At 49.2% G+C, this 18975-nt stretch carries 18 protein-coding genes; 10 read left to right on the forward strand and 8 right to left on the reverse strand.

All coding sequences use genetic code 11. From position 1 onward, the window contains the following. The first annotated feature begins 83 nt into the window (after positions 1 to 83). Entirely contained in the window at positions 84 to 2435 is a 2352-nt protein-coding gene (locus tag AC1DVJ_RS02960) for an ATP-dependent DNA helicase (RefSeq protein ID WP_477588224.1), read from the forward strand. Positions 2436 to 2519: 84 nt separating this feature from the next. Here the strand turns inward: AC1DVJ_RS02960 and AC1DVJ_RS02965 are convergent, their stop codons facing one another. Beyond that, positions 2520 to 3683 (reverse strand): iron-containing alcohol dehydrogenase, encoded by a 1164-nt coding sequence (locus AC1DVJ_RS02965; protein WP_477588226.1) that lies wholly within the window; start codon positions 3681 to 3683, stop codon positions 2520 to 2522. A 193-nt stretch (positions 3684 to 3876) separates the two neighbouring features. Here AC1DVJ_RS02965 and AC1DVJ_RS02970 point away from each other — a divergent pair, with 193 nt between their 5' ends. The 3 genes from AC1DVJ_RS02970 (at position 3877) to AC1DVJ_RS02980 (ending at position 7349) form a co-directional block, all read left to right on the forward strand. Then, positions 3877 to 4929 carry a GGDEF domain-containing protein gene (locus AC1DVJ_RS02970; RefSeq protein ID WP_477588227.1) on the forward strand — a complete coding sequence of 351 codons (1053 nt, stop codon included), beginning with the start codon at positions 3877 to 3879 and terminating at the stop codon, positions 4927 to 4929. 2 nt (positions 4930 to 4931) lie between these two features. Then, positions 4932 to 5327 (forward strand): VOC family protein, encoded by a 396-nt coding sequence (locus tag AC1DVJ_RS02975; protein ID WP_477588228.1) that lies wholly within the window; start codon positions 4932 to 4934, stop codon positions 5325 to 5327. A 207-nt stretch (positions 5328 to 5534) separates the two neighbouring features. Beyond that, positions 5535 to 7349, forward strand: a complete 1815-nt coding sequence (locus AC1DVJ_RS02980; protein ID WP_477588489.1) for an ABC transporter ATP-binding protein — start codon at positions 5535 to 5537, stop codon at positions 7347 to 7349. 55 nt (positions 7350 to 7404) lie between these two features. Here the strand turns inward: AC1DVJ_RS02980 and AC1DVJ_RS02985 are convergent, their stop codons facing one another. After that, positions 7405 to 8013 carry an FMN-binding negative transcriptional regulator gene (locus AC1DVJ_RS02985; protein ID WP_477588230.1) on the reverse strand — a complete coding sequence of 203 codons (609 nt, stop codon included), beginning with the start codon at positions 8011 to 8013 and terminating at the stop codon, positions 7405 to 7407. A gap of 183 nt (positions 8014 to 8196) precedes the next feature. Between AC1DVJ_RS02985 and AC1DVJ_RS02990 the strand changes: the two genes are divergently transcribed. Beyond that, the gene (locus AC1DVJ_RS02990; protein WP_477588232.1) at positions 8197 to 9177 is read left to right on the forward strand and encodes a Gfo/Idh/MocA family protein; all 981 of its coding nucleotides are present in this window, start codon (positions 8197 to 8199) and stop codon (positions 9175 to 9177) included. Between the two features lie 63 nt (positions 9178 to 9240). Here the strand turns inward: AC1DVJ_RS02990 and AC1DVJ_RS02995 are convergent, their stop codons facing one another. Then, the gene (locus tag AC1DVJ_RS02995) at positions 9241 to 10728 is read right to left on the reverse strand and encodes an MDR family MFS transporter (protein WP_477588233.1); all 1488 of its coding nucleotides are present in this window, start codon (positions 10726 to 10728) and stop codon (positions 9241 to 9243) included. 117 nt (positions 10729 to 10845) lie between these two features. Between AC1DVJ_RS02995 and AC1DVJ_RS03000 the strand changes: the two genes are divergently transcribed. Further along, on the forward strand, positions 10846 to 11385 hold the full coding sequence (locus AC1DVJ_RS03000; protein WP_477588235.1) for a PadR family transcriptional regulator: 540 nt from the start codon (positions 10846 to 10848) through the stop codon (positions 11383 to 11385). A gap of 7 nt (positions 11386 to 11392) precedes the next feature. On the opposite strand, the gene AC1DVJ_RS03005 is transcribed toward AC1DVJ_RS03000, so the two are convergent. Then, on the reverse strand, positions 11393 to 11878 hold the full coding sequence (locus AC1DVJ_RS03005) for a hypothetical protein (RefSeq protein WP_477588237.1): 486 nt from the start codon (positions 11876 to 11878) through the stop codon (positions 11393 to 11395). Between the two features lie 216 nt (positions 11879 to 12094). Between AC1DVJ_RS03005 and AC1DVJ_RS03010 the strand changes: the two genes are divergently transcribed. Both AC1DVJ_RS03010 and AC1DVJ_RS03015 read left to right on the forward strand, forming a co-directional pair. Continuing rightward, on the forward strand, positions 12095 to 12769 hold the full coding sequence (locus AC1DVJ_RS03010; protein ID WP_477588239.1) for a response regulator transcription factor: 675 nt from the start codon (positions 12095 to 12097) through the stop codon (positions 12767 to 12769). A 14-nt stretch (positions 12770 to 12783) separates the two neighbouring features. After that, a complete protein-coding gene (locus AC1DVJ_RS03015; RefSeq protein ID WP_477588241.1) occupies positions 12784 to 13986 on the forward strand; it encodes a HAMP domain-containing sensor histidine kinase in 1203 nt (400 codons plus the stop codon). Positions 13987 to 14546: 560 nt separating this feature from the next. On the opposite strand, the gene AC1DVJ_RS03020 is transcribed toward AC1DVJ_RS03015, so the two are convergent. The 3 genes from AC1DVJ_RS03020 to AC1DVJ_RS03030 form a co-directional block, all read right to left on the reverse strand. Next, complete coding sequence (locus AC1DVJ_RS03020; RefSeq protein ID WP_477588242.1) at positions 14547 to 14918, reverse strand: DUF2500 domain-containing protein; 372 nt, start codon at positions 14916 to 14918, stop codon at positions 14547 to 14549. Positions 14919 to 14973: 55 nt separating this feature from the next. Then, the gene (locus AC1DVJ_RS03025; protein WP_477588244.1) at positions 14974 to 15417 is read right to left on the reverse strand and encodes a GNAT family N-acetyltransferase; all 444 of its coding nucleotides are present in this window, start codon (positions 15415 to 15417) and stop codon (positions 14974 to 14976) included. Between the two features lie 199 nt (positions 15418 to 15616). Continuing rightward, positions 15617 to 16693, reverse strand: coding sequence for a M42 family metallopeptidase (locus AC1DVJ_RS03030; protein ID WP_477588246.1), 1077 nt, complete (start codon positions 16691 to 16693; stop codon positions 15617 to 15619). Between the two features lie 152 nt (positions 16694 to 16845). Between AC1DVJ_RS03030 and AC1DVJ_RS03035 the strand changes: the two genes are divergently transcribed. Both AC1DVJ_RS03035 and AC1DVJ_RS03040 read left to right on the forward strand, forming a co-directional pair. Continuing rightward, positions 16846 to 17571: an MBL fold metallo-hydrolase gene (locus AC1DVJ_RS03035; protein WP_477588248.1), complete on the forward strand. Its 726-nt coding sequence runs from the start codon at positions 16846 to 16848 to the stop codon at positions 17569 to 17571. 15 nt (positions 17572 to 17586) lie between these two features. Further along, a complete protein-coding gene (locus AC1DVJ_RS03040; RefSeq protein WP_477588249.1) occupies positions 17587 to 18159 on the forward strand; it encodes a TetR-like C-terminal domain-containing protein in 573 nt (190 codons plus the stop codon). Positions 18160 to 18272: 113 nt separating this feature from the next. Here the strand turns inward: AC1DVJ_RS03040 and AC1DVJ_RS03045 are convergent, their stop codons facing one another. Next, on the reverse strand, positions 18273 to 18944 hold the full coding sequence (locus tag AC1DVJ_RS03045; RefSeq protein WP_477588250.1) for a DNA-3-methyladenine glycosylase family protein: 672 nt from the start codon (positions 18942 to 18944) through the stop codon (positions 18273 to 18275). Between the last annotated feature and the right edge of the window lie 31 nt (positions 18945 to 18975).

Genomic DNA, 18975 nt, shown 5'->3' on the forward strand with positions numbered 1-18975 from the left:
CCTGTCTGTAGCCCGTGAAAAGTAGTTTTTCGAACATCCACATGATATAATAAGGAACAAATGTTCTAAAATGGAGACGTGAAATGCTACCTTTGGTGAATATATCAGTTCGGTCGTTAGTGGAGTATGTGTTTAGCCGTGGTAGTATTGATTCGGAGTTTCGGTCAAGTACGTCACTGAAGGAAGGCACGAAGGCGCATCAAAGGCTGCAAAAGCAATACGGAGAGTCGGACGAGCATGAGGTGTATGTCTCTGCAGAGATAGCGTATGAGGGACTTTTATTTATTATTGATGGGCGTTGTGATGGGCTTTTAGTCGGGGGCGGGGACGATGGCGATACGCTAACCGTAGATGAAATAAAATCGACTTCCGCAGATATTACACTCATTGCGGAGAATTCCTACCCTGTGCATTGGGCGCAGGCGATGTGTTACGCGTACATGGTGGCCCATGATCGCGGGCTCCGGCACATGCGGGTTCAGCTTACGTATACGCAGGTGGATACAGAGGAGACTCGGCATTTTGTGAGGGAAGCTACTTATGAGGAGCTTGAGCGGTTTATTTATGAGGTTATTCGGGGCTACTATCCGTATGCACAACTGAAGCATGAGCATGAGGGGCGCAGAAATCAGAGCATCAAGGAGCTGCAATTCCCTTTTCCGCAGTATCGTGAAGGGCAGCGTAAGTTGGTTGGTGCGGTGTACAAAACCATTCAGGACGGGCACAAGCTGTTCGCTAAGGCACCGACAGGGATTGGTAAGACGATGTCGACACTGTTTCCATCGGTGAAGGCGATGGGCGAGGGCGTACTGCAACGGTTTTTTTATTTAACGGCGAAGACGATAACACGTACGGCGGCAGAGGAAGCTTTTTACCTATTGCAGGATAAAGGCTTGCAGCTACAAGTGGTTACGCTAACGGCGAAGGAAAAAGTGTGTTTGAAGGACGAGGTCAGGTGTACGCCGGACCATTGTGAGTTTGCGGATGGTTACTATGATCGGGTGAATGGGGCGGTGCTGGATCTGCTGGGGCAGGAAACCGTGATGACGCGTGCTGTGATTGAGACGTATGCGCGGAAGCATCGGGTGTGTCCGTTCGAGTTTTCATTGGATGTGGCCTATGCAGCGGATGCGGTGATTTGTGATTATAACTATATATTTGACCCGCGTGTGAATTTGAAAAGACTGTTCGAGGAGCAGAAGCGCCACACAACGCTGCTTATTGATGAGGCGCATAATCTGTTGGATCGAGCGCGGGAGATGTACGCTAGTGAACTGCACAAATCGACCTTCCTTGCGCTGCAACGGGAGTTCAAAGGGGTTCGTAAGGAGGTCCATGACGCGGCGAAGGCGATTAATGCCTATTTTATTGCGCTCCGCAAGCAGGTGGGGGAACGCGAAATGATGGTGGAGTCGGCGCTGCCGGAATCGTTGTTGGTGCAAGTTGAAGCTTTTATAGCGGCAGCTGAAATCGAGTTAGCGAGATCGGCCGGTGGTACCGCAACGGGTGCGGCACTCTTGGATGCTTATTTTGGCGCGCAAAATTTTGTGCGTATTTCCAAGCTGTATGACGAGCGGTATGTGACGCTGGCTGCGAATGATCGGAACGAGATCAGCGTGAAGCTCGTTTGTTTGGATCCATCCCACCTGCTGCGGCAAATGGGGAAAGGGTATCGGGCGCACGTATTTTTCTCGGCGACGCTGTCGCCATTGTCCTATTTCATGGACACGCTAGGTGCGGGGGAGGACGATTACTCCGTGACGGTGCCGTCACCTTTTGCGAAAGAGCAGCTGGAGGTTTTCGTGCAGCCGCTTTCGACACGCTACCAGGATCGGGAGCACAGTCGTACGCGGATAGCGCGATCTATCTATGAACTGGTAGTGGGGCGAGCGGGCAATTATTTGGTGTTTTTCCCTTCGTATGCGTACATGAGCAGTGTATATGAGGCTTTTACGGATCTTGTAGGTGAGCGGGAGGAAGGGACAAATGGGCAGCGTGACAGTGAACTGAATGTACTCGTTCAGCAGGCCAAAATGACCGAGGAGGAGCGGGAGCACTTTCTAGCGGCTTTTCAGGCGGGAGCGGGGCAGACGCTGGTGGGGTTTGCGGTGATGGGCGGCATCTTCTCCGAGGGCATCGATCTTGTCGGCGACCGCCTAACGGGCGTCGTCGTTGTGGGTGTTGGCCTGCCGCAGCTGGGACCGGAACGCAACCTGGTCAAGGATTACATGGAGCGTACAGGCAAAAACGGCTACGACTACGCCTATGTCTACCCCGGCATGAACAAAGTGCAACAGGCTGGCGGGCGGTTAATCCGCTCCGAAACGGATCGCGGCGTGCTGCTGCTGATCGATGATCGGTATCTGCAGCCGCGCTATCAGCGTCTGTTGCCGGAGGAGTGGCGCGACTATACGGTGCTGCCCGTGCAGCGGTAGTGGATGGGTGGCGATTAGTCTCTTCTAGCGCGGACGAAAAAAAGCGTTGCACCCATATGCAACGCCACTTCACAGTCGCTAACCTTATAGCGACATCTGATAAATCTTTACCACATCCGCGCGAGTCAGCTTCTGGAAGTTGCCGAAGTCGCCGTAAATCATGGCTTTATCGGCCATGAGCTCGATGGTGGAGTCGTCGATGCTGTAATCTGCCAATCGGCTCGGCGCGCCGATGCTGACGAAGAACGCACGTAGTGCCGCGATGCCTTCCTCGGCAACTTGCTTGTCGGACTTGCCTGCGGCATCAATGTCGAAGACTCGCTGCGCGAACTGCTTATTGCGCACCACGTTAGCGTCGAGGGTATGAGTCATCCAGTTCGGGAAGAGAATGGCCAAACCGCCGCCGTGAGGAATATCATGGACAGCGGAAACGGCGTGCTCCAGATTGTGCGTCGCCCAATCCCCGCGAATGCCCATGCTCAGCGTGCCGTTAAGCGCCATAGTGCCGCTATATAGAATGGTCGCACGGTGCTCCAGATTGTTCAGATCCTGCAGCAAAAGAGGCGCCGTATCGATAACGGTACGTAAAATCGTTTCGCAGAATCCATCCTGCAAAGGGGAGTTCGTGACATGATGGAAGTATTGCTCGATCACATGAGACATGATATCGACCATGCCGTAAACGGTTTGGTTTTCAGGCAAGGATGTCGTATGAGCCGGGTCGAGGATAGAGAATTTCGGATAGGTATAAGGACTTCCCCAACCGAGTTTATCATTCGTTTCCCAGTTCGTGATGACCGAACCAGAGTTCATTTCGGAACCAGTCGCAGCAATCGTGAGAACGGTAGCTAACGGAAGCGCACCTGTGGCCACTGCTTTACGCGTTGCAATATCCCAGAAGTCACCCTCGAACTTCGCGCCAACCGCGATCGCTTTGGCACAGTCAATCACGCTGCCGCCACCAACCGCAAGGATAAGATCGATGTTGTGATTACGGCACAATGCAACACCGCGATGAACGGTCGTTAATCTTGGATTAGGCTCGACACCGCTAAGCTCAACGATAGTTGCTCCAAGGCCTTGTAACAGGTGGACCACCTTGTCGTAGATACCATTGGCTTTGATGCTGCCTCCCCCATAGACGAGTAAGATATTTTTCCCATACTTCGGTACTTCGGTCGTTAGCTTTTCTAATTGACCCTGACCGAAATGTAGGGTAGTTGGATTATGGAATGTGAAATTATTCATGACGTACCTCCTCGTAAATGACTAGGAAAGGTTCCCCTCTTACTATTGTATAGTAACCAAGGGACAAAAACAAAACCAGCGAGAGGTACAGATTCCCTAGGAAGTGCAGTATAGGCAGATAAGCAGGAGATTACATCCATTTTATTGAATGAGTAGTAAGAAGAATGTCATCTTGTAGGGATGTGATTACAGCATGGTGAAGACAAGAAAGTCTGACCATATCTTAGAAATTGCATACAGCTGTGTGCGATGGTTCCTTGTCGTGGCTTCAACTTTTTTGTATCTGAATTATTACTATAGCGCCTCGAAGGATTTAACTATTTTCCTGAGTCTGCTTGCAGTTGCTATTATATATATGGGAACAACGGAAATTGCCCTGCATTTTACCCCTATTGCGTCTAGCTTCTATCGCTTTATGACGAGGTTGGGCGTAATTATGGACTATTTCTCTTTCCTGGTAATTATCTCACTCACAGACGGGACTCACAGTCTGCTCTTCCCAATAGCTTATTTGGTTATTCTGCACGCTTCGTTATATTGGAGCTTCAGTGGAGCAATGGTGGCGACGGGTATGATTATCATTGGTTATTTCTTCGTGGTTGAGCTAGTGGATGGTGGATTTCTGATAGATGATCTACCTCGGCACTTATTTAATTTGGCATTCTTACTTATGATTGGTGTCATTGGGGGCATCATTGTAGCAAGGGAACGAAAGCATTTCGTCGAGAAGGGGATTCTCGAGAACTTAGCGAAGCAGGATTACTTAACGGGACTTTATAATCATCGAAGCTTTCAAGAGCAGATGAGAGAAGCTATTGCAAGTAAACAACCGATTACGCTGATGATGGGGGATATTGACTGTTTTAAGCAGATCAATGATCGCTATGGTCACCAAGCGGGAGATATGGTTTTGAGGGAGATCGGCAGGTTATTGGATACGTCCATTCCAAGCACCCAAAGCCGAGCTTTCCGCTATGGCGGTGAAGAGTTTGCGATCATTTTATATACCAATAATCAGCAAAAAGCGATGGAGCTCTTCCAGTTATTTATGGATAATTTGCGAGCCAAGGTGTTTGAGCATGGCAAGGACGCGTTTCAAGTTACGATGAGCTTTGGGGCAGCACGCCGTGATCAGGGACAAAGGAGGTCGGAGCTAGTGGCAGCGGCAGATGAGTTACTATATGAAGCGAAAACACATGGCAAAAATCAATTACTATGGAGTCGTGTAGAAGGGATGGCGCAATAACGATGGCAACCTTATCACCATATATCTATAGCGCCGACGCGCGAAAGCAGGCTGATTTTTATGTGGGCGTGTTTGGCGGAGAAATCATCAGCATCCAATCGTATGGCGATCTGCCGGGGATGGAAGAGTCCAAGAAACACTTAGTTATGCATTTGGAGCTGCAGGCGCTAGGGCTGCGATTTTTCATGGCAGATGCAGGGACGGAGGCGAATGATCGCGGTACTGGCATGGACCTGGCGCTTACCTTCAAGGATGAGGGGGAAGCTGCTACGATTTTTGACGGACTAGCAGCCGATGGCGATATCATCATGCCGTTTGAACGTATGTTCTGGGGCACAATGCTCGGTCGTGTGCGAGATCGGTACGGTGTGATGTGGCAGGTGGCCACAGAATCTTAGATTGAACAATGAGAAAGCTCCTTTGTGAGAAGCCATTGGCTTTTCGTGAGGGAGCTTATTTTAGTTGCTATTCCGCCTACGGACCGATTCGACCTTGTTTATATTCTGTTTAAAATAGGGGAGTATGATCGTAACAAGTGTTAGAGATGAGCAATCATAAATAACGGAATCACATCCGATCGGGTAAAGGAGTAGAGATAGATGGCAATGACAAAGAGTGAACAACCGAAACAAAAAAACGACTGGCGGGGATTCATCCGCTTACTAAAGGACGCTAATCCACCGAAGGTTCTGTTGAGTATTGCGCTAGGGTTAAGCGTGATTGCCACGCTGGTGGCCTTGGTGATCCCACTTTTCACGAAAAATGTGGTTGATAATTTCTCCATTTCCTCGTTAAATTGGCTGCAAATTAGCGGGATGGCCATTGCGTTCATCGCATCTGCCGTTGCTTCTGGGGTAGCCACGTACCTACTTAACTATTCAGGTCAACGCGTGGTGGCGGGTATCCGAGATCGCTTATGGAAGAAGCTGCTCGTGCTGCCGGTTCGCTACTATGATAATCATCAAACAGGGGATACGATCTCCCGGATGACGAACGACACCGCAATTATTAAAGGACTTATCGCTGAGCATACAGCGGGCTTTATTACAGGCACCATTTCCATTATCGGGTCCATCGTGGTGCTCTTATATATGGATTGGAAAATGACACTCATCATGTTCAGCATATTCCCGATTGCATTTCTTATCCTTTTTCCTTTGGGTCGGCAAATGTACAAAATCTCTAAAGGCATGCAAGCCGAGACAGCCAACTTCACTTCCGTGTTAAACCGGGTGCTATCTGAAATTCGCTTGGTGAAGGCCGCAAATGCAGAGCCTGTGGAGTATAAGGAAGGTAGCGCAGGAATTCAGACGCTGTTCAAATTTGGACTTAAAGAAGGTAAAATTCAAGCGCTCATGTCCCCTCTGATTATGTTTGTCATGCTGATGATGTTCGTCGTCCTATTCGGTTATGGCGGTACACGTGTGGCGTCAGGTGCCATATCAGCGGGGCAGCTGGTGGCCTTTATGCTTTATTTATTCCAAATTGTCATGCCGATTACGCAGATTACACAATTTTTCACGCAAACGCAGAAAGCGATGGGAGCAACGGATACGATTCTCAAGGTGCTGGATCATGAGGAGGAGGATCCCCACGCAGGTTTGACGGTCAAGGATGCTTCTCAATCCCTGTATTTCGACAATGTATCGTTTGGCTATAAAGAAGACGAGAAGGTTCTGAAAGACGTAAGCTTTACAATGGAATCGGGTAAGGTTACCGCGATTGTGGGGCCGAGCGGAAGCGGGAAGACGACGATGTTCTCGTTGCTTGAGCGTTTTTACTCGCAACAGGAGGGTAACATTTCGTTAGGCAAAGAAAGTATCGGTCAGTATTCGCTCGTCTCTTGGCGTAGCCAAATCGGCTATGTGTCGCAGGAAAGTCCGCTCATTGCAGGGACGATTCGAGATAACATCTGCTATGGCTTACAACATGAAGTGACAGAAGAGGCGCTGAAACGGGCATCCGAGATGGCGTATGCCGATGGTTTCATTGAAGAGCTTCCGCAGAAGTATGAAACGGAAGTCGGAGAGCGCGGGATCAAGCTGTCAGGCGGGCAGCGTCAGCGGATTGCGATCGCCAGGGCACTGCTGAGGGATCCGAAGATTCTGATGCTGGATGAAGCTACCTCGAGTCTGGACAGCAAGTCCGAGGTCGTGGTACAGCAGGCACTGCAAAACTTGATGCAAGGACGCACAACACTTGTCATCGCCCATCGCTTATCCACGGTCGTGGACGCGGATCAGATCGTGTTCCTCGACAAAGGTGTCGTCACAGGCCGCGGCACCCATCAGCAGCTCATCGAGTCACACGAGATGTATCGCGAGTTTGCTACCCAGCAGCTGCAGATTCAAGAACAGCTGATTGCGGAGCATTCTCCGATAGAGCCCGATACTGTATCAACGGCGCAAGTGCACTCGTAATCGCAAAAAAGCCTCTACCCTCGAGAAATGACGGGGTGTGGAGGCATTTTTGCATTCACAGGCTCAGGTTCTCCCTCATAAGTGCGGCAATCTGCCGCTCAGGATCCCCTTTGTGCTCAAGTGCTCGAACAATGCGTTCTTGGCGCTCTATCGGCTGATTCTGGCTTAGCTTGGCTTTACCCTCGATGCTCGTAAAGGGCAGCTTAAAAGTTTGTATTCCTTTGCGCAACCCAGCAATAAAGTGCGGGTCAATGCTGTCTAGATCATACGAGCTATCCAGTTCCTCGTACTTGCGAGTTAGCTGCTGTAAGACGTGCAAGACTTCCTGATCATCGTGGATGAGTTCGACCTTGCCATACACATGAACAGCCGTATAATTCCACGTAGGTACAGCGGCAGGCGTACCATACCATGATGGTGAGATATAGCAGTGAGGGCCTTGAAATATCACCAAAACCTCCTGTTGCTCCATATCGGTCCACTGCGTGTTAGAGCGGGCGAAATGGCCATATAAGCAATGGTCCTCGGGATCCAGCAATAAGGGAATATGCGTCGCGAAGGGGCGCTCCTGATGCTGAGAAATGACCGTAGCGAAGCTATGCGCTTCTATAAAGTTGTACATCTTTGAAAGGTCCTGCATTTTAAAATGAGAAGGAATGTACATGGCGGGTGTCACCTGCTTTGTTTTAGATATAGAATAGCAAGTTGTGTGGTACATACAAAGAACCAATTTTGTTGAATTTGATTAGACCACCTTCTGCGATCGTTCAGATTGCTATTGAGGCACAGGAGGACGCAACTTCCACGTCGAATACCTAACTAACTACGCAAACACAAGGAGGCAACCATGTTGGAGAAGGTACGTTGGGGAATTATCGGCTGTGGTAACGTGACGGAGGTCAAAAGCGGCCCCGCCTTGCAGAAGTCAGAGGGCTCAGAGCTTGTCGCGGTTATGCGCCGCGATGGAGCACTCGCAGAGGATTATGCGAAGAGACATGGTGTGGCAACATGGTATGATGACGCTGCAGCGCTAGTGAACGATCCGGATGTGAATGCGGTCTATGTCGCTACGCCGCCAGGATTTCATCATGCATATACCTTACTCGCTGCAAAAGCAGGAAAGCCCGTTTATGTGGAGAAGCCGATGGCTAGAAATCACGCAGAATGTCAGGAGATGATCGCGGCCTGTGAAGAAGCGGGCGTGCCTTTGTTCGTGGCGTATTATCGCAGGGGGCTCCCGAAATTCTTGGAAATCAAGCGCCTGCTAGATTCCGGTGTGATCGGTGAGGTCCGCTTTGTGCAATCGACCTACCTGCAACCGTTGAGAGAGTATCAAGAAGGGCTGGAGCCATGGCGCATTCAGCCTGAGCTGTCAGGCGGCGGATTGTTCGTGGATTTGGCGAGTCATACATTAGATATTCTCGATTATTTGATTGGGCCGATTGGCGAGGTCAAGGGCTTCGCAAGAAACCAATCCGGTAAGCAGAAGGTTGAAGATATCGTGACCACGAGCTACGCGTTCGAATCCGGCGTGATGGGTACGGGAGTTTGGAGCTTCAATGCCTTCACTCACCTAGATTTAAATGAGATTGTTGGCAGCCTCGGTAAACTATCATTCTCCACTTTCAGTGGCGATCTACGTATTGAAATGGCAGATGGAACCGTGGAAGAACGAACGATTCCTAATCCCCCTCACGTTCAGCAACCACTAATCCAGACCGTGGTGGACGATCTCAGAGGCATCGGGCAGAGTCCGAGCACTGGCGTAAGCGCTGCTCGAACGAATCGCGTGATGGATGAGCTGCTGCGCGATTTCTATCGCGCTTAACAAACGGAAACCCCAGCCTGATGTGTAAATAAACACATCGGACTGGGGTTCTTGATTTAGTTCTTAAGCCTTCGGGCTCGGCGTTGCCACAATCGGCGCAGGTGCCGAAGCCGAAGGATTGTCTGGCGCTAAGGAGCGCTTGCGAATGAATAAGCTGAGCGGCAGAGCTACAAGTACGATAAATGTCGCGAGCAGGTACACATTATTGACACTCATTGTAAAGGCGTGTGTACCAATTTGCACTTTGTCTGTCATCCCGCCTGCAGCTAAATCCTTACTGTGAGTAACGGTTTGGGATGATAAAACAGATGTAAATAGGGCAATCGCGAAGGACCCGAATACGTTACGAACCCAGTTATTAATGGAAGTTGCATGACCGGATAGGGTTCTCGGAATTTGCTCCATCCCTGCATTACTTGCAGGCATCGTAGCGAAGGCAATCCCAACATTCCGAACGATCATCCAGAACACAATATAGCCGTGAGAGACGTCCGTACTCAACCAACTCAGTGTGAGTGTACCAACCGCAATTAACGTAATTCCGATAAAAATAAGAATACGAGGCCCGACACTGCTATAAAGCTTGCCGACGATTGGCATACAGAGCGCCATCACCAGAGACGCCGGCAATAATATCAATCCCGTATCGAGCGGGGTTACATGCTGAATATTTTGCAAAAAAATCGGTGTCAAGAAGGTGCCTGAGTACAAGCTTATGGTAACAATACTGGAAATAATGAGAGATAGGGTGTAACGCGAATTTTTCAATACGCGGATGTTCAATAAAGGCGAGTCAACCTTAAGCTCTCTCCAAATGAATAGCAGAAGGACTAGGAAACCTGTGGCGAACAGCCCGATGACACGGCCTGATGTCCACCCCCAAGAGTGGCCTTGCGAGAAACCGACTAGCAAGGAAAGACTGCTAACGACGACGGTCAGTAGGCCGATGAGATCGAATTTTTTTGGAACCGCAAGACGATAATAAGGGATTAACTTGAACACGAGAAAGATAGCGACAAGGCCGACAGGTACATTCATGAGGAACAACCAGTGCCAGCTCCAATTTTGCAATAACCAACCGCTTAATGTGGGCCCAATGGCAGGCGCCATCATCGCAGATAACGACCAGAGGGAAATGGCGATGGGTTGCTTATCGCGCGGAATAACTTGATAGACAATGGTCATGGTAGCGGGCATAATTAGACCACTGAAAGCCCCTTGAATAATACGGAATGCAATCAGCGATGAAGCATCCCATGCTAGCGCACATAAGAGTGAAAATACGGTAAAACCGATCAGCGCGATCGCGTATAGACGCTTGTAGCTGAATTTCTCCCCGAAATACCCTGTAATCGGAGCGATTGTGCCGCTTGCGAGCATAAAGCCAGTAATTGTCCATTGGATTTTGCTCAAATCTGTATGGAAATGATCACTAAGAATCGGTATGGCGATATTAATCGTACTCATGCTTAGTATTGAAACGAACGACCCGAAGAAGATCGCGATCATGATTGGCCAGAAGCGCACTTGCTGTAACTCATCCTTACTCAAAATAATGCCTCCACTCTATCATTGATCTTAACGATAGTATTCTTTATAATTTTGAATGAAAATCATCATACTACCGATAAGTTTATATGTCAATAATGACATAAAGAAGGAGCGGCGATGAATACCCTTTCATATGGATTACTGAGCCTTTTAACCAAAAATTCCCGTTCGGGGTATGAGCTCATGCAGCATATACAACCTTTTTGGTCAGCCAAACACAGCCAGATTTACCCACTCTTAGCGCAATTAGAGCAAAAGGGGCACGTTGCTTTCGTACATGTTCCTCAATCAGATAAGCCGGATAAGAAAGTCTACTCCATTACGGAGCAAGGGAAGGATGCCTTACGGGGATGGATCGCTGAGCCAACGGATGAACCTGTGACGAGGGATGAGCTTGCATTGAAGATGTATTGCATCGGACTAGTGGATAAAGAGCAGGCGAGGAAGATGCTCGCGGTACGAGAAGTGTATTATAAAAAGAAAAAAGAGCGATTCAACTTCCTAATGGATAAGCTCCAACAAGGAAGTGATAAACCGCTCGATCAATTAGAGATTGATGATGATGCATTTGGCATGTACGTCCTCGTGCATAAAGCCACAATGAAGGTAGATACAGATTTGTATTGGTGTGAGTGGATGAAGGGGAAGCTTAGTTGAAGTAAAACTAACTACCTATTTCCTGAATCACCGTTTGGATTTTCTGCAGACGAATGTATTCGGACTTCTCTAATTGCGGTCGGAAATAGGCGTACAGATAGGCCGCATCCTCGAACGTCAGGGCTGGGTAGCAGACGACCTCTTGCACCACGAGCGGGTTATCCATAATGACCTGCCATTCGCCGGCTCTTTCCGCGTGAGGTATGTTTGTGAAAATGTGTTTTTTGGCAGCTATTGTACATGTGAGCTCTGGCCAAATGTTCTCCCAGGATGGACTGAAATCTACGGGTTCTGGAAACAGTCGCTTCGCCTTGGCGACCGACTGTTCTACGGCTTCCATGTCTGTGTCCCCCGCTGCTTTAATCGCTTCCGTGAGACTGTCGAGTAACCGCCTGAAACCTGCGAATCCTTCCGATAGCACCTCGCTTTGAAACAGGGCTTCCGCTTCCGCGGTAGTCAGCTTGTTGAAATCCGCCAATGTGTTATTTGTCATACAGGCCACAACCCCCCAAACTGTTCCTTTTCCCAAATTTATCACAAAACTTTTTCCAAATAAAGCCCTTTCATTCTAAAATTTCTTCATGGGTTCACATTCAGTTTATATTGCTCGTTTATGCTAATTTCAATTAAAGTTTAATCCATGAAATAGCCAAGGAAACTAGCAAAGGTAAGACAGCACGGTACTTCAACAAGTGAGGATGAATGAACCATGGCACCTATTATGATCGTAGATGATGATCCGTATATTCGTGAGCTTGTCCGTGTTTTCATGCTGAACGAGGGCTTCGATGTTGTCGAGGCCGCGGATGGCGTTGAAGCGCTCAAGACGCTGCAAACCGTCCAAGTCGATATGGTCATCCTCGATGTGATGATGCCGAATATGGACGGATGGGAGCTGTGCAAGGAGCTCAGAGAGCATTATGATCTGCCGATTCTCATGCTTACGGCTAAAGGAGAAACGGCACAGAAGGTCAAAGGCTTCGAGCTCGGTGCCGACGACTACCTCACCAAGCCCTTCGAGCCGCTTGAGCTGGCGATGCGCGTGAGAGCACTGCTTAAGCGCTACAAAATCGCCTCCTCGCAAACGATTCAGGCCGGCGATCTCAGTATGAATCGCAAAACCTATGAAGTCACCGTAGGTGCAGAGAGCATCACGTTGCCGCTCAAGGAGTTCGAGCTGCTCTATAAGCTCGCGAGCTACCCAGGCAAAACCTTCTCGCGCGATCAGTTGATCGAGCAGATTTGGGGGTTTGACTACGAAGGCAACGAACGCACCGTTGATGTGCATATTAATCGGCTAAGGGAGCGATTTCCGGAGGATCGGCACGCTTTTCGCATCGCTACCATTCGAGGGCTCGGCTATCGGTTGGAGGTGCTGAAGTGAAGGGTCAACAACCTATGAGCCATGATCAATGGGAACAGAAATGGCGGAACAAGTTGGAGAGAAAAGAAAAGAGAATAAGGGAAAAACGGGAAATGAGAAGTAGAGAGATAGAGAGAAGGAACCGCTTAAGAAGGGGGCCCCATAAGAAGCAGTCCTTCCTACAGCGAATAGGCGGCTTCTTTTTTGGCTTAGGCATATTTGTTCTTATTATCGCGTATTGGCTAGCCACCTTCTATGGCATGGAGCATCTCTACACGTATCTGGGGAAACGCCCAGAGGAAGTCATTGTGCAGCTGATCAACTGCATCGGAGGCATGTTCCTTTGGGGGCTCACCATGGCCATCCTTGGCCAATTTTTGCGTAAACATCAGTTGATTTTCTTTCAAAGCTTGAATCAAGCGATACGCAGCATGTCGAGAGGGGATTTCAATGTGTCGGTGGATAATAATCCGCGGAATGGCCCTTTCGTTGAGTTAGCGGACTCCATCAATCAAATGGCGACCGATCTCGGGCAATTGGAGAAAATGAGGCAGGAGTTTATTTCGAACGTCTCCCATGAGATTCAGTCGCCGCTAACATCCATTAGCGGTTTCTCCCGCGCGCTGCAGAACGATCAGCTGTCGTCCGAGGAGCGTAAGCATTATTTGACCATCATTGAGACTGAAAGTGTTCGTTTATCCAAGCTCAGCGAAAATCTGCTGAAGCTGACTTCGCTGGAGTCTCAGCATCACCCTTTTGAACCGAAGAGCTACCGACTGGATAAGCAGTTGCGCAATCACATTCTGGCTTGTGAGCCACAGTGGGTGGATAAAGATATTGACATGGACATCGAGCTGGATGCCGTAACGATTGCAGCGGATGAGGATTTGCTCAGTCAGGTATGGATCAATTTGATCCATAACGCAGTGAAATTCGTGCCTGTAGGAGGGACGATTCGTGTTCGTGTGGTTTGCAGCGGGGAAGAGGTTGTTACGCGGATCTCCAATAATGGCGCGAGCATCCCGGAAGAGGATCAGACGCATATTTTTGAACGCTTTTACAAAGCCGATAAATCAAGAAATCGCACAGCGGGCGGCAATGGGCTTGGCTTGTCGATCGCCAAGAAGATCGTGGAGATGCATCACGGAACGATCACCGTGGAAAGCGGGATGGATGAGATGACATCCTTCATCGTCCGACTGCCGATTGTGCAGAAAATAGAGACACCAAACAAATAACACTACTTAAACGCAAATAGAGGCCTCCGCTTATCTATGATAACCGGAGGTCTCTATGAGTCATTTTGCCTATTCAATTGTTCTTTCACACACTCCATTCCCCGAAAAATCGCAAACCTGGTTCTGAAATCGATACGTACTCCTCAAAGTTAAAGTGTCCTTTCCTCATGTTAGTCTCCAACTTAATCACCATACGACAAGTCGCTCACTTCTGTTCCTTTCCTCGAATGATGACCTGCTTGATCTGATTTCCCGCATGCTGTTGAACGATTGGGCCGTTCCTGCACGTGGCTCCTGTCGTTTAGAGCGCAAGTGATTAGCATGCTTCGCTAACGTGGTCCAATGGACTATCCCCTCTCATTGATGGATTTTCAGGCTCTTCGTTGTTACTACACCGTCTGGTGTGGGTTGTCCTCCCTGTCTGCCTTGAATTCATAATAGCCTATTATTTTAATATTGTAAATATTCAGATTATTCAAATATCGGCGAAAATATGTCGTTTTTTTTGTGTTTTCTTGTAAATGCTTGCGATTGCGCTGTTTTGGGAAATAGCGTCTTGGCTACACGGCTTTCTTACGCTCAAATTCTTTGAAGCGAGTTCCTTGAAATATTAAATTTCCCGTGTCACCCTCTACCATGTAGCCAAACTGCTGCCGTCCTATCCATAGTTCCATTCTACTCTGGTCCTCGAATTCGAAAGTAACGTAGTAGGAGGTATTTGAACTCAAATTATTGGAGCTTCCGGAGAATTGTATTCGTTTGGCGACAACCTTACAAGATCGATCTTGAATGGGCGCGTTGTTATTGGTGGTCCAGGCCGAAAGAGATTTCATAATGATGAAGAAAAAGATGCCAATAACGAGAACAAAAATGCTGATGAAAAGGATAAGAACCAGAGTACCTAAAGCCCCGTCATTAAAGTCAGTCAGCACACGTAAGCACTCCTTCGCATGATTGATAGAAAAGGTTTATATAACACCCTCAGGATTAGAGAAATCGTTTGACAAAACGGTAACCGGTTTCATGAAAGCCGATTGGGGGTTGGGGGGATCGGGATTTATCGGCGGATTCTACGTCTGTAAGACACATCATCCCGGAGCAATTATGATCGCTGGTTAGCTGTTCAGCATAGCTCTTCAATTGTTCCAAAGGTGCGTGGTTACTGTCGGGATCCTTCTTGATGGAAATAACTGAAATTTCACTAAAGGCTAAATTCTGCACTTCATTATCTCTGCGGATTCGAAAGCTTAACGTGCCAAGAATACGATTCTTAGCTTCATAGACATAAAGCAATTCGTCAGGATTATCCCGCATGTTATGCAGCCTGTTTTCAATATGTAAAGGGGAAATAACCTTGCCGGTAAGATGAGAAACGAGTGAGCTAATCGCCGATGTATCCTGGGGTGTTGCTTCACGAATGATTGAGGTCATGGGTATCCTTCTTTCTAAGAACAAGTTATATGTTAATTGTACCATATTTTGGAACATTAGTTCTATAATTATGAAAAAAATGTAAGAATTTTACCTTCGATAGAGGTTTTCTCATAAAATAGGCGATAATCGTTGTGAAGTGCAAAAAAGCGCAGCAAGAGGTCATCTTGCTGCGCTTTTTTTAGGTTAGAGATTCAACTCATGCCCCAGCATGAATGGTGTTTAATGTCGTGCGATCGCTGGCTTGCACCAGCTTGATCAGCAACTCCTTTGCGGCGGCATAATCATCCACGTGAAGAATCGACGTGGATGTGTGGATGTAGCGCGCGCATACCCCAATCACAGCGGATGGAATTCCGCTGCCTTGCACATGCACCAGCCCAGCATCCGTTCCGCCTTGCGAGATGAAGTACTGATACGGGATCTTATGCGTCTCCGCCGTATCCAGAATGAACTCGACCATCCCGCGGTGTGTGATCATCGTGGGGTCAAAGATCCGCAGCAGCGCCCCGCGCCCTAGCTGCCCGAAGGCCTGGCGATCGCCGGTCATATCCCCGGCTGCGCTAGCATCGAGCGCGTAGAACAGGTCCGGCTGAATCATATGCGCAGCCGTTCTTCCGCCGCGCACGCCAACCTCTTCCTGTACGGTGGCACCCGTATACAGGACGTTCGGGAGCTTCGGCCCGCCGTGAAGCTCCTTCAAGAGCTCAATCGCGAGGCCGACGCCGTAGCGATTGTCCCAAGCCTTGGCCATAATCCGCTTCGGATTGGCCATAGGTGTGAACGGGCAGATCGGCACGATCTGCTGCCCGAGCTTGATGCCGATGGCGATGGCATCGGCCTTATCTTCCGCGCCGATGTCAATGTACATCGACTTGATGTCTGCGGGCTTGCTGCGCGCAGCCTCGTCGAGCAAGTGCACAGGAACGGAGCCGATCACACCGATGATCGGTCCGTTCGCCGTCATAATCTGCACGCGCTGCGCGGGCAGCACTTGGCTGAACCAGCCGCCGAGCGGCTGGAACTTGACCGTGCCGTGCTCGGTGATGCCGCTTACGAGGAAGCCGACCTCGTCGAAGTGGCCGGCGACCATGATGCGCGGTCCTGTTTCATCACCGCGCACAACCCCGAATAGGCTGCCGAGCCCGTCTTGCACGAACTCATCTGTATATTTGGCTAATTCGCCGCGTACAAATGCACGGATCTCACGCTCAAAGCCAGGAGCGGCCTGCATTTCGGTTAATGTTTTAAAAAGCGCTAATGTTTCACTATTCATAAGGGAACCTCACTTTTTTTGGCTGTGTAGTAAATATGAAGTTTATTTTACCACAGTGATGACAGGGAAACACTTTAACGAATCTGCCTATTTACAAAACTAATGATATTAGTTAATATGCTAATATAGATAGCAAACAGGAGGCGTTGAAAATGAAAATAACGCGAATCGGACATTTATATCAGCTGGCGTTTATGCCGAGATTTTTCCCGGTGAATTGTTATTTGGTGGAGGAAGAATCCGAATTAACCTTGATTGATGCGGCTTTGCCATTCAGTGTTAAGGGCATTCTTCAAGCTGCGAAGCAGATTGGAAAGCCCATCACTCGCATCGTTCTGACACATGCGCATGGGGATCATATTGGTGCACTGGATGGGTTGAAAAAGGCGTTACCGCAAGCGCAAGTTTACATCTCGAGGAGAGATGCGAAGCTGTTGGCAGGGAATGTGGAACTAGAAGCTGATGAGCCTCAAACACCAATCAAAGGGGGCATCCCGAAAGGGATTCAGACGAAACCGGATGTGCTCCTTGCAGATGGGGATCGGATTGGCTCGCTGCAAGCTTTTGCCGTTCCTGGTCATACACCAGGGTCGATGGCCTTCCTTGATGTACGGAGTCGGGCGTTGATCGCTGGGGATGCTTTTCAAGTACGAGGTGGCGTAGCGGTATCAGGTGTGGTGAAGTTCTGGTTCCCGTTTCCAGCCATGGCAACGTGGAGTAAAGAGGCCTCACTGGAGAGCACGCGCAGATTGAGACAGCTAGAGCCAAGTTTGCTTGCGGTGGGGCATGGACGGATGATTGAGCAGCCCGTTACCATTATGAGTGCAGCAATCGAAAAAGCAACAATGAAATTCAACGGGGCATCAGCGACGATTTAGAAAAGAGGACATAGGATGGCTATTCGACAAGGTTTAGATGCAGAAATTGTACTGCAAGCAGCGATAGAAATCGCGGATCAACAAGGGGTAGAGCAGCTTTCACTTGCTGCGCTGGCCGCCAAATTAAACATTAAAACACCTTCCCTATATAATCACATCAAAGGCTTGCCAGATCTAAGGATGCAGCTTTCCAAGCGAGGACTCGTCCTTGTGAAGGAAGCGATGGTCGAGGCCGTCCTTGGCAAAGCTGAGGATGACGCACTGTTGGCTGCGGGTTTGGCATATGTGGGTTTCGCTCGGAAGCAGCCAGGCTTATATGAAGCGATCTCGGCGCTGCCTGACTATGAGGATCCTGAACTGAAGGAGGCCGGCGCTCATGTCGTTGGCTTCCTGCTTCGCATTCTTGAGTCTTACAGGCTCGGCGAAGAAGACGCGCTGCACGTGGTGCGCGGATTTCGAAGCATGGTGCATGGCTTTGCCTCGCTCGAGAGGCAGAATGGCTTTCGCATGGAACTGGATCGGGATGAGAGCTTGCGCCGGTTGTTGCTGACGTATTTGCGGGGGCTGCGGAGTGGACGCAGGGATTAAGGGTAAGTGAAAAGCATGAGTAGCCCAGCTGGGGTACCCATGCTTTTTGAGTTGATGTGGGTTGGCGTAGTCCACTGTTGTACAACGTTGAGCGGATTTTGTGGGTAGGGAGGTTACGGTTTCTCGCATTCTTCCACCGGTAGGCCAGAATCCACAAGCCCCGTATCAATAGCGCGCCACAAATAGAGGGAGCCGAAGCTGCGATAGGGTGCCCAGTTGGCGGCTGCTACGCCTAAGTAATTCTTGTCCGTGCGCTCAGGAAGGGCATGCAACCAGCGGGCAGCGCGCTGTAGACCTGCATCGCCGAGTGATAGAATGTTGGGTCGTCCTAAGGTGAAAATGAGAAACATTTCAGCGGTCCATACGCCGATGCCTTTGACACTAGTTAACTGCTTCAGAAGTTCTGTGGTATCTACATCATGAAGCTGATCGAGCATCACCTCTCCGTTCAGCACCTTGGTGCTGAGGTCGCGGATGTAGCGGATTTTGGGATAGGAGACACCGCATTGCCGGATGGCCTCTTCATCGGTGGCCAAGACGTGCTCTGGCGTGACAGTTGTGATGATATTTTTCACTCTTGTCTTGATGGTTGATGCGGCTTTGGCTGAGAGTTGTTGGGAAATAATCGACATGATAAGAGACTCATAGGGGCGATTGCTAGGTGTGAGGGTGAGTTCCCCAATCAGCTCGATGAGGCGAGCTAACTTAGGGTCAGATTGAGATAGAGCAATGATGGCGGGATGCTGGTTATCGAGTTTGATGGTGGTAGGCGTAATTGACGGCATAATCGTTCCTCCTCCTCGCAAAAAGCTGGTG

The sequence above is a fragment of the Paenibacillus sp. P4_A9 genome, from assembly GCF_056402415.1.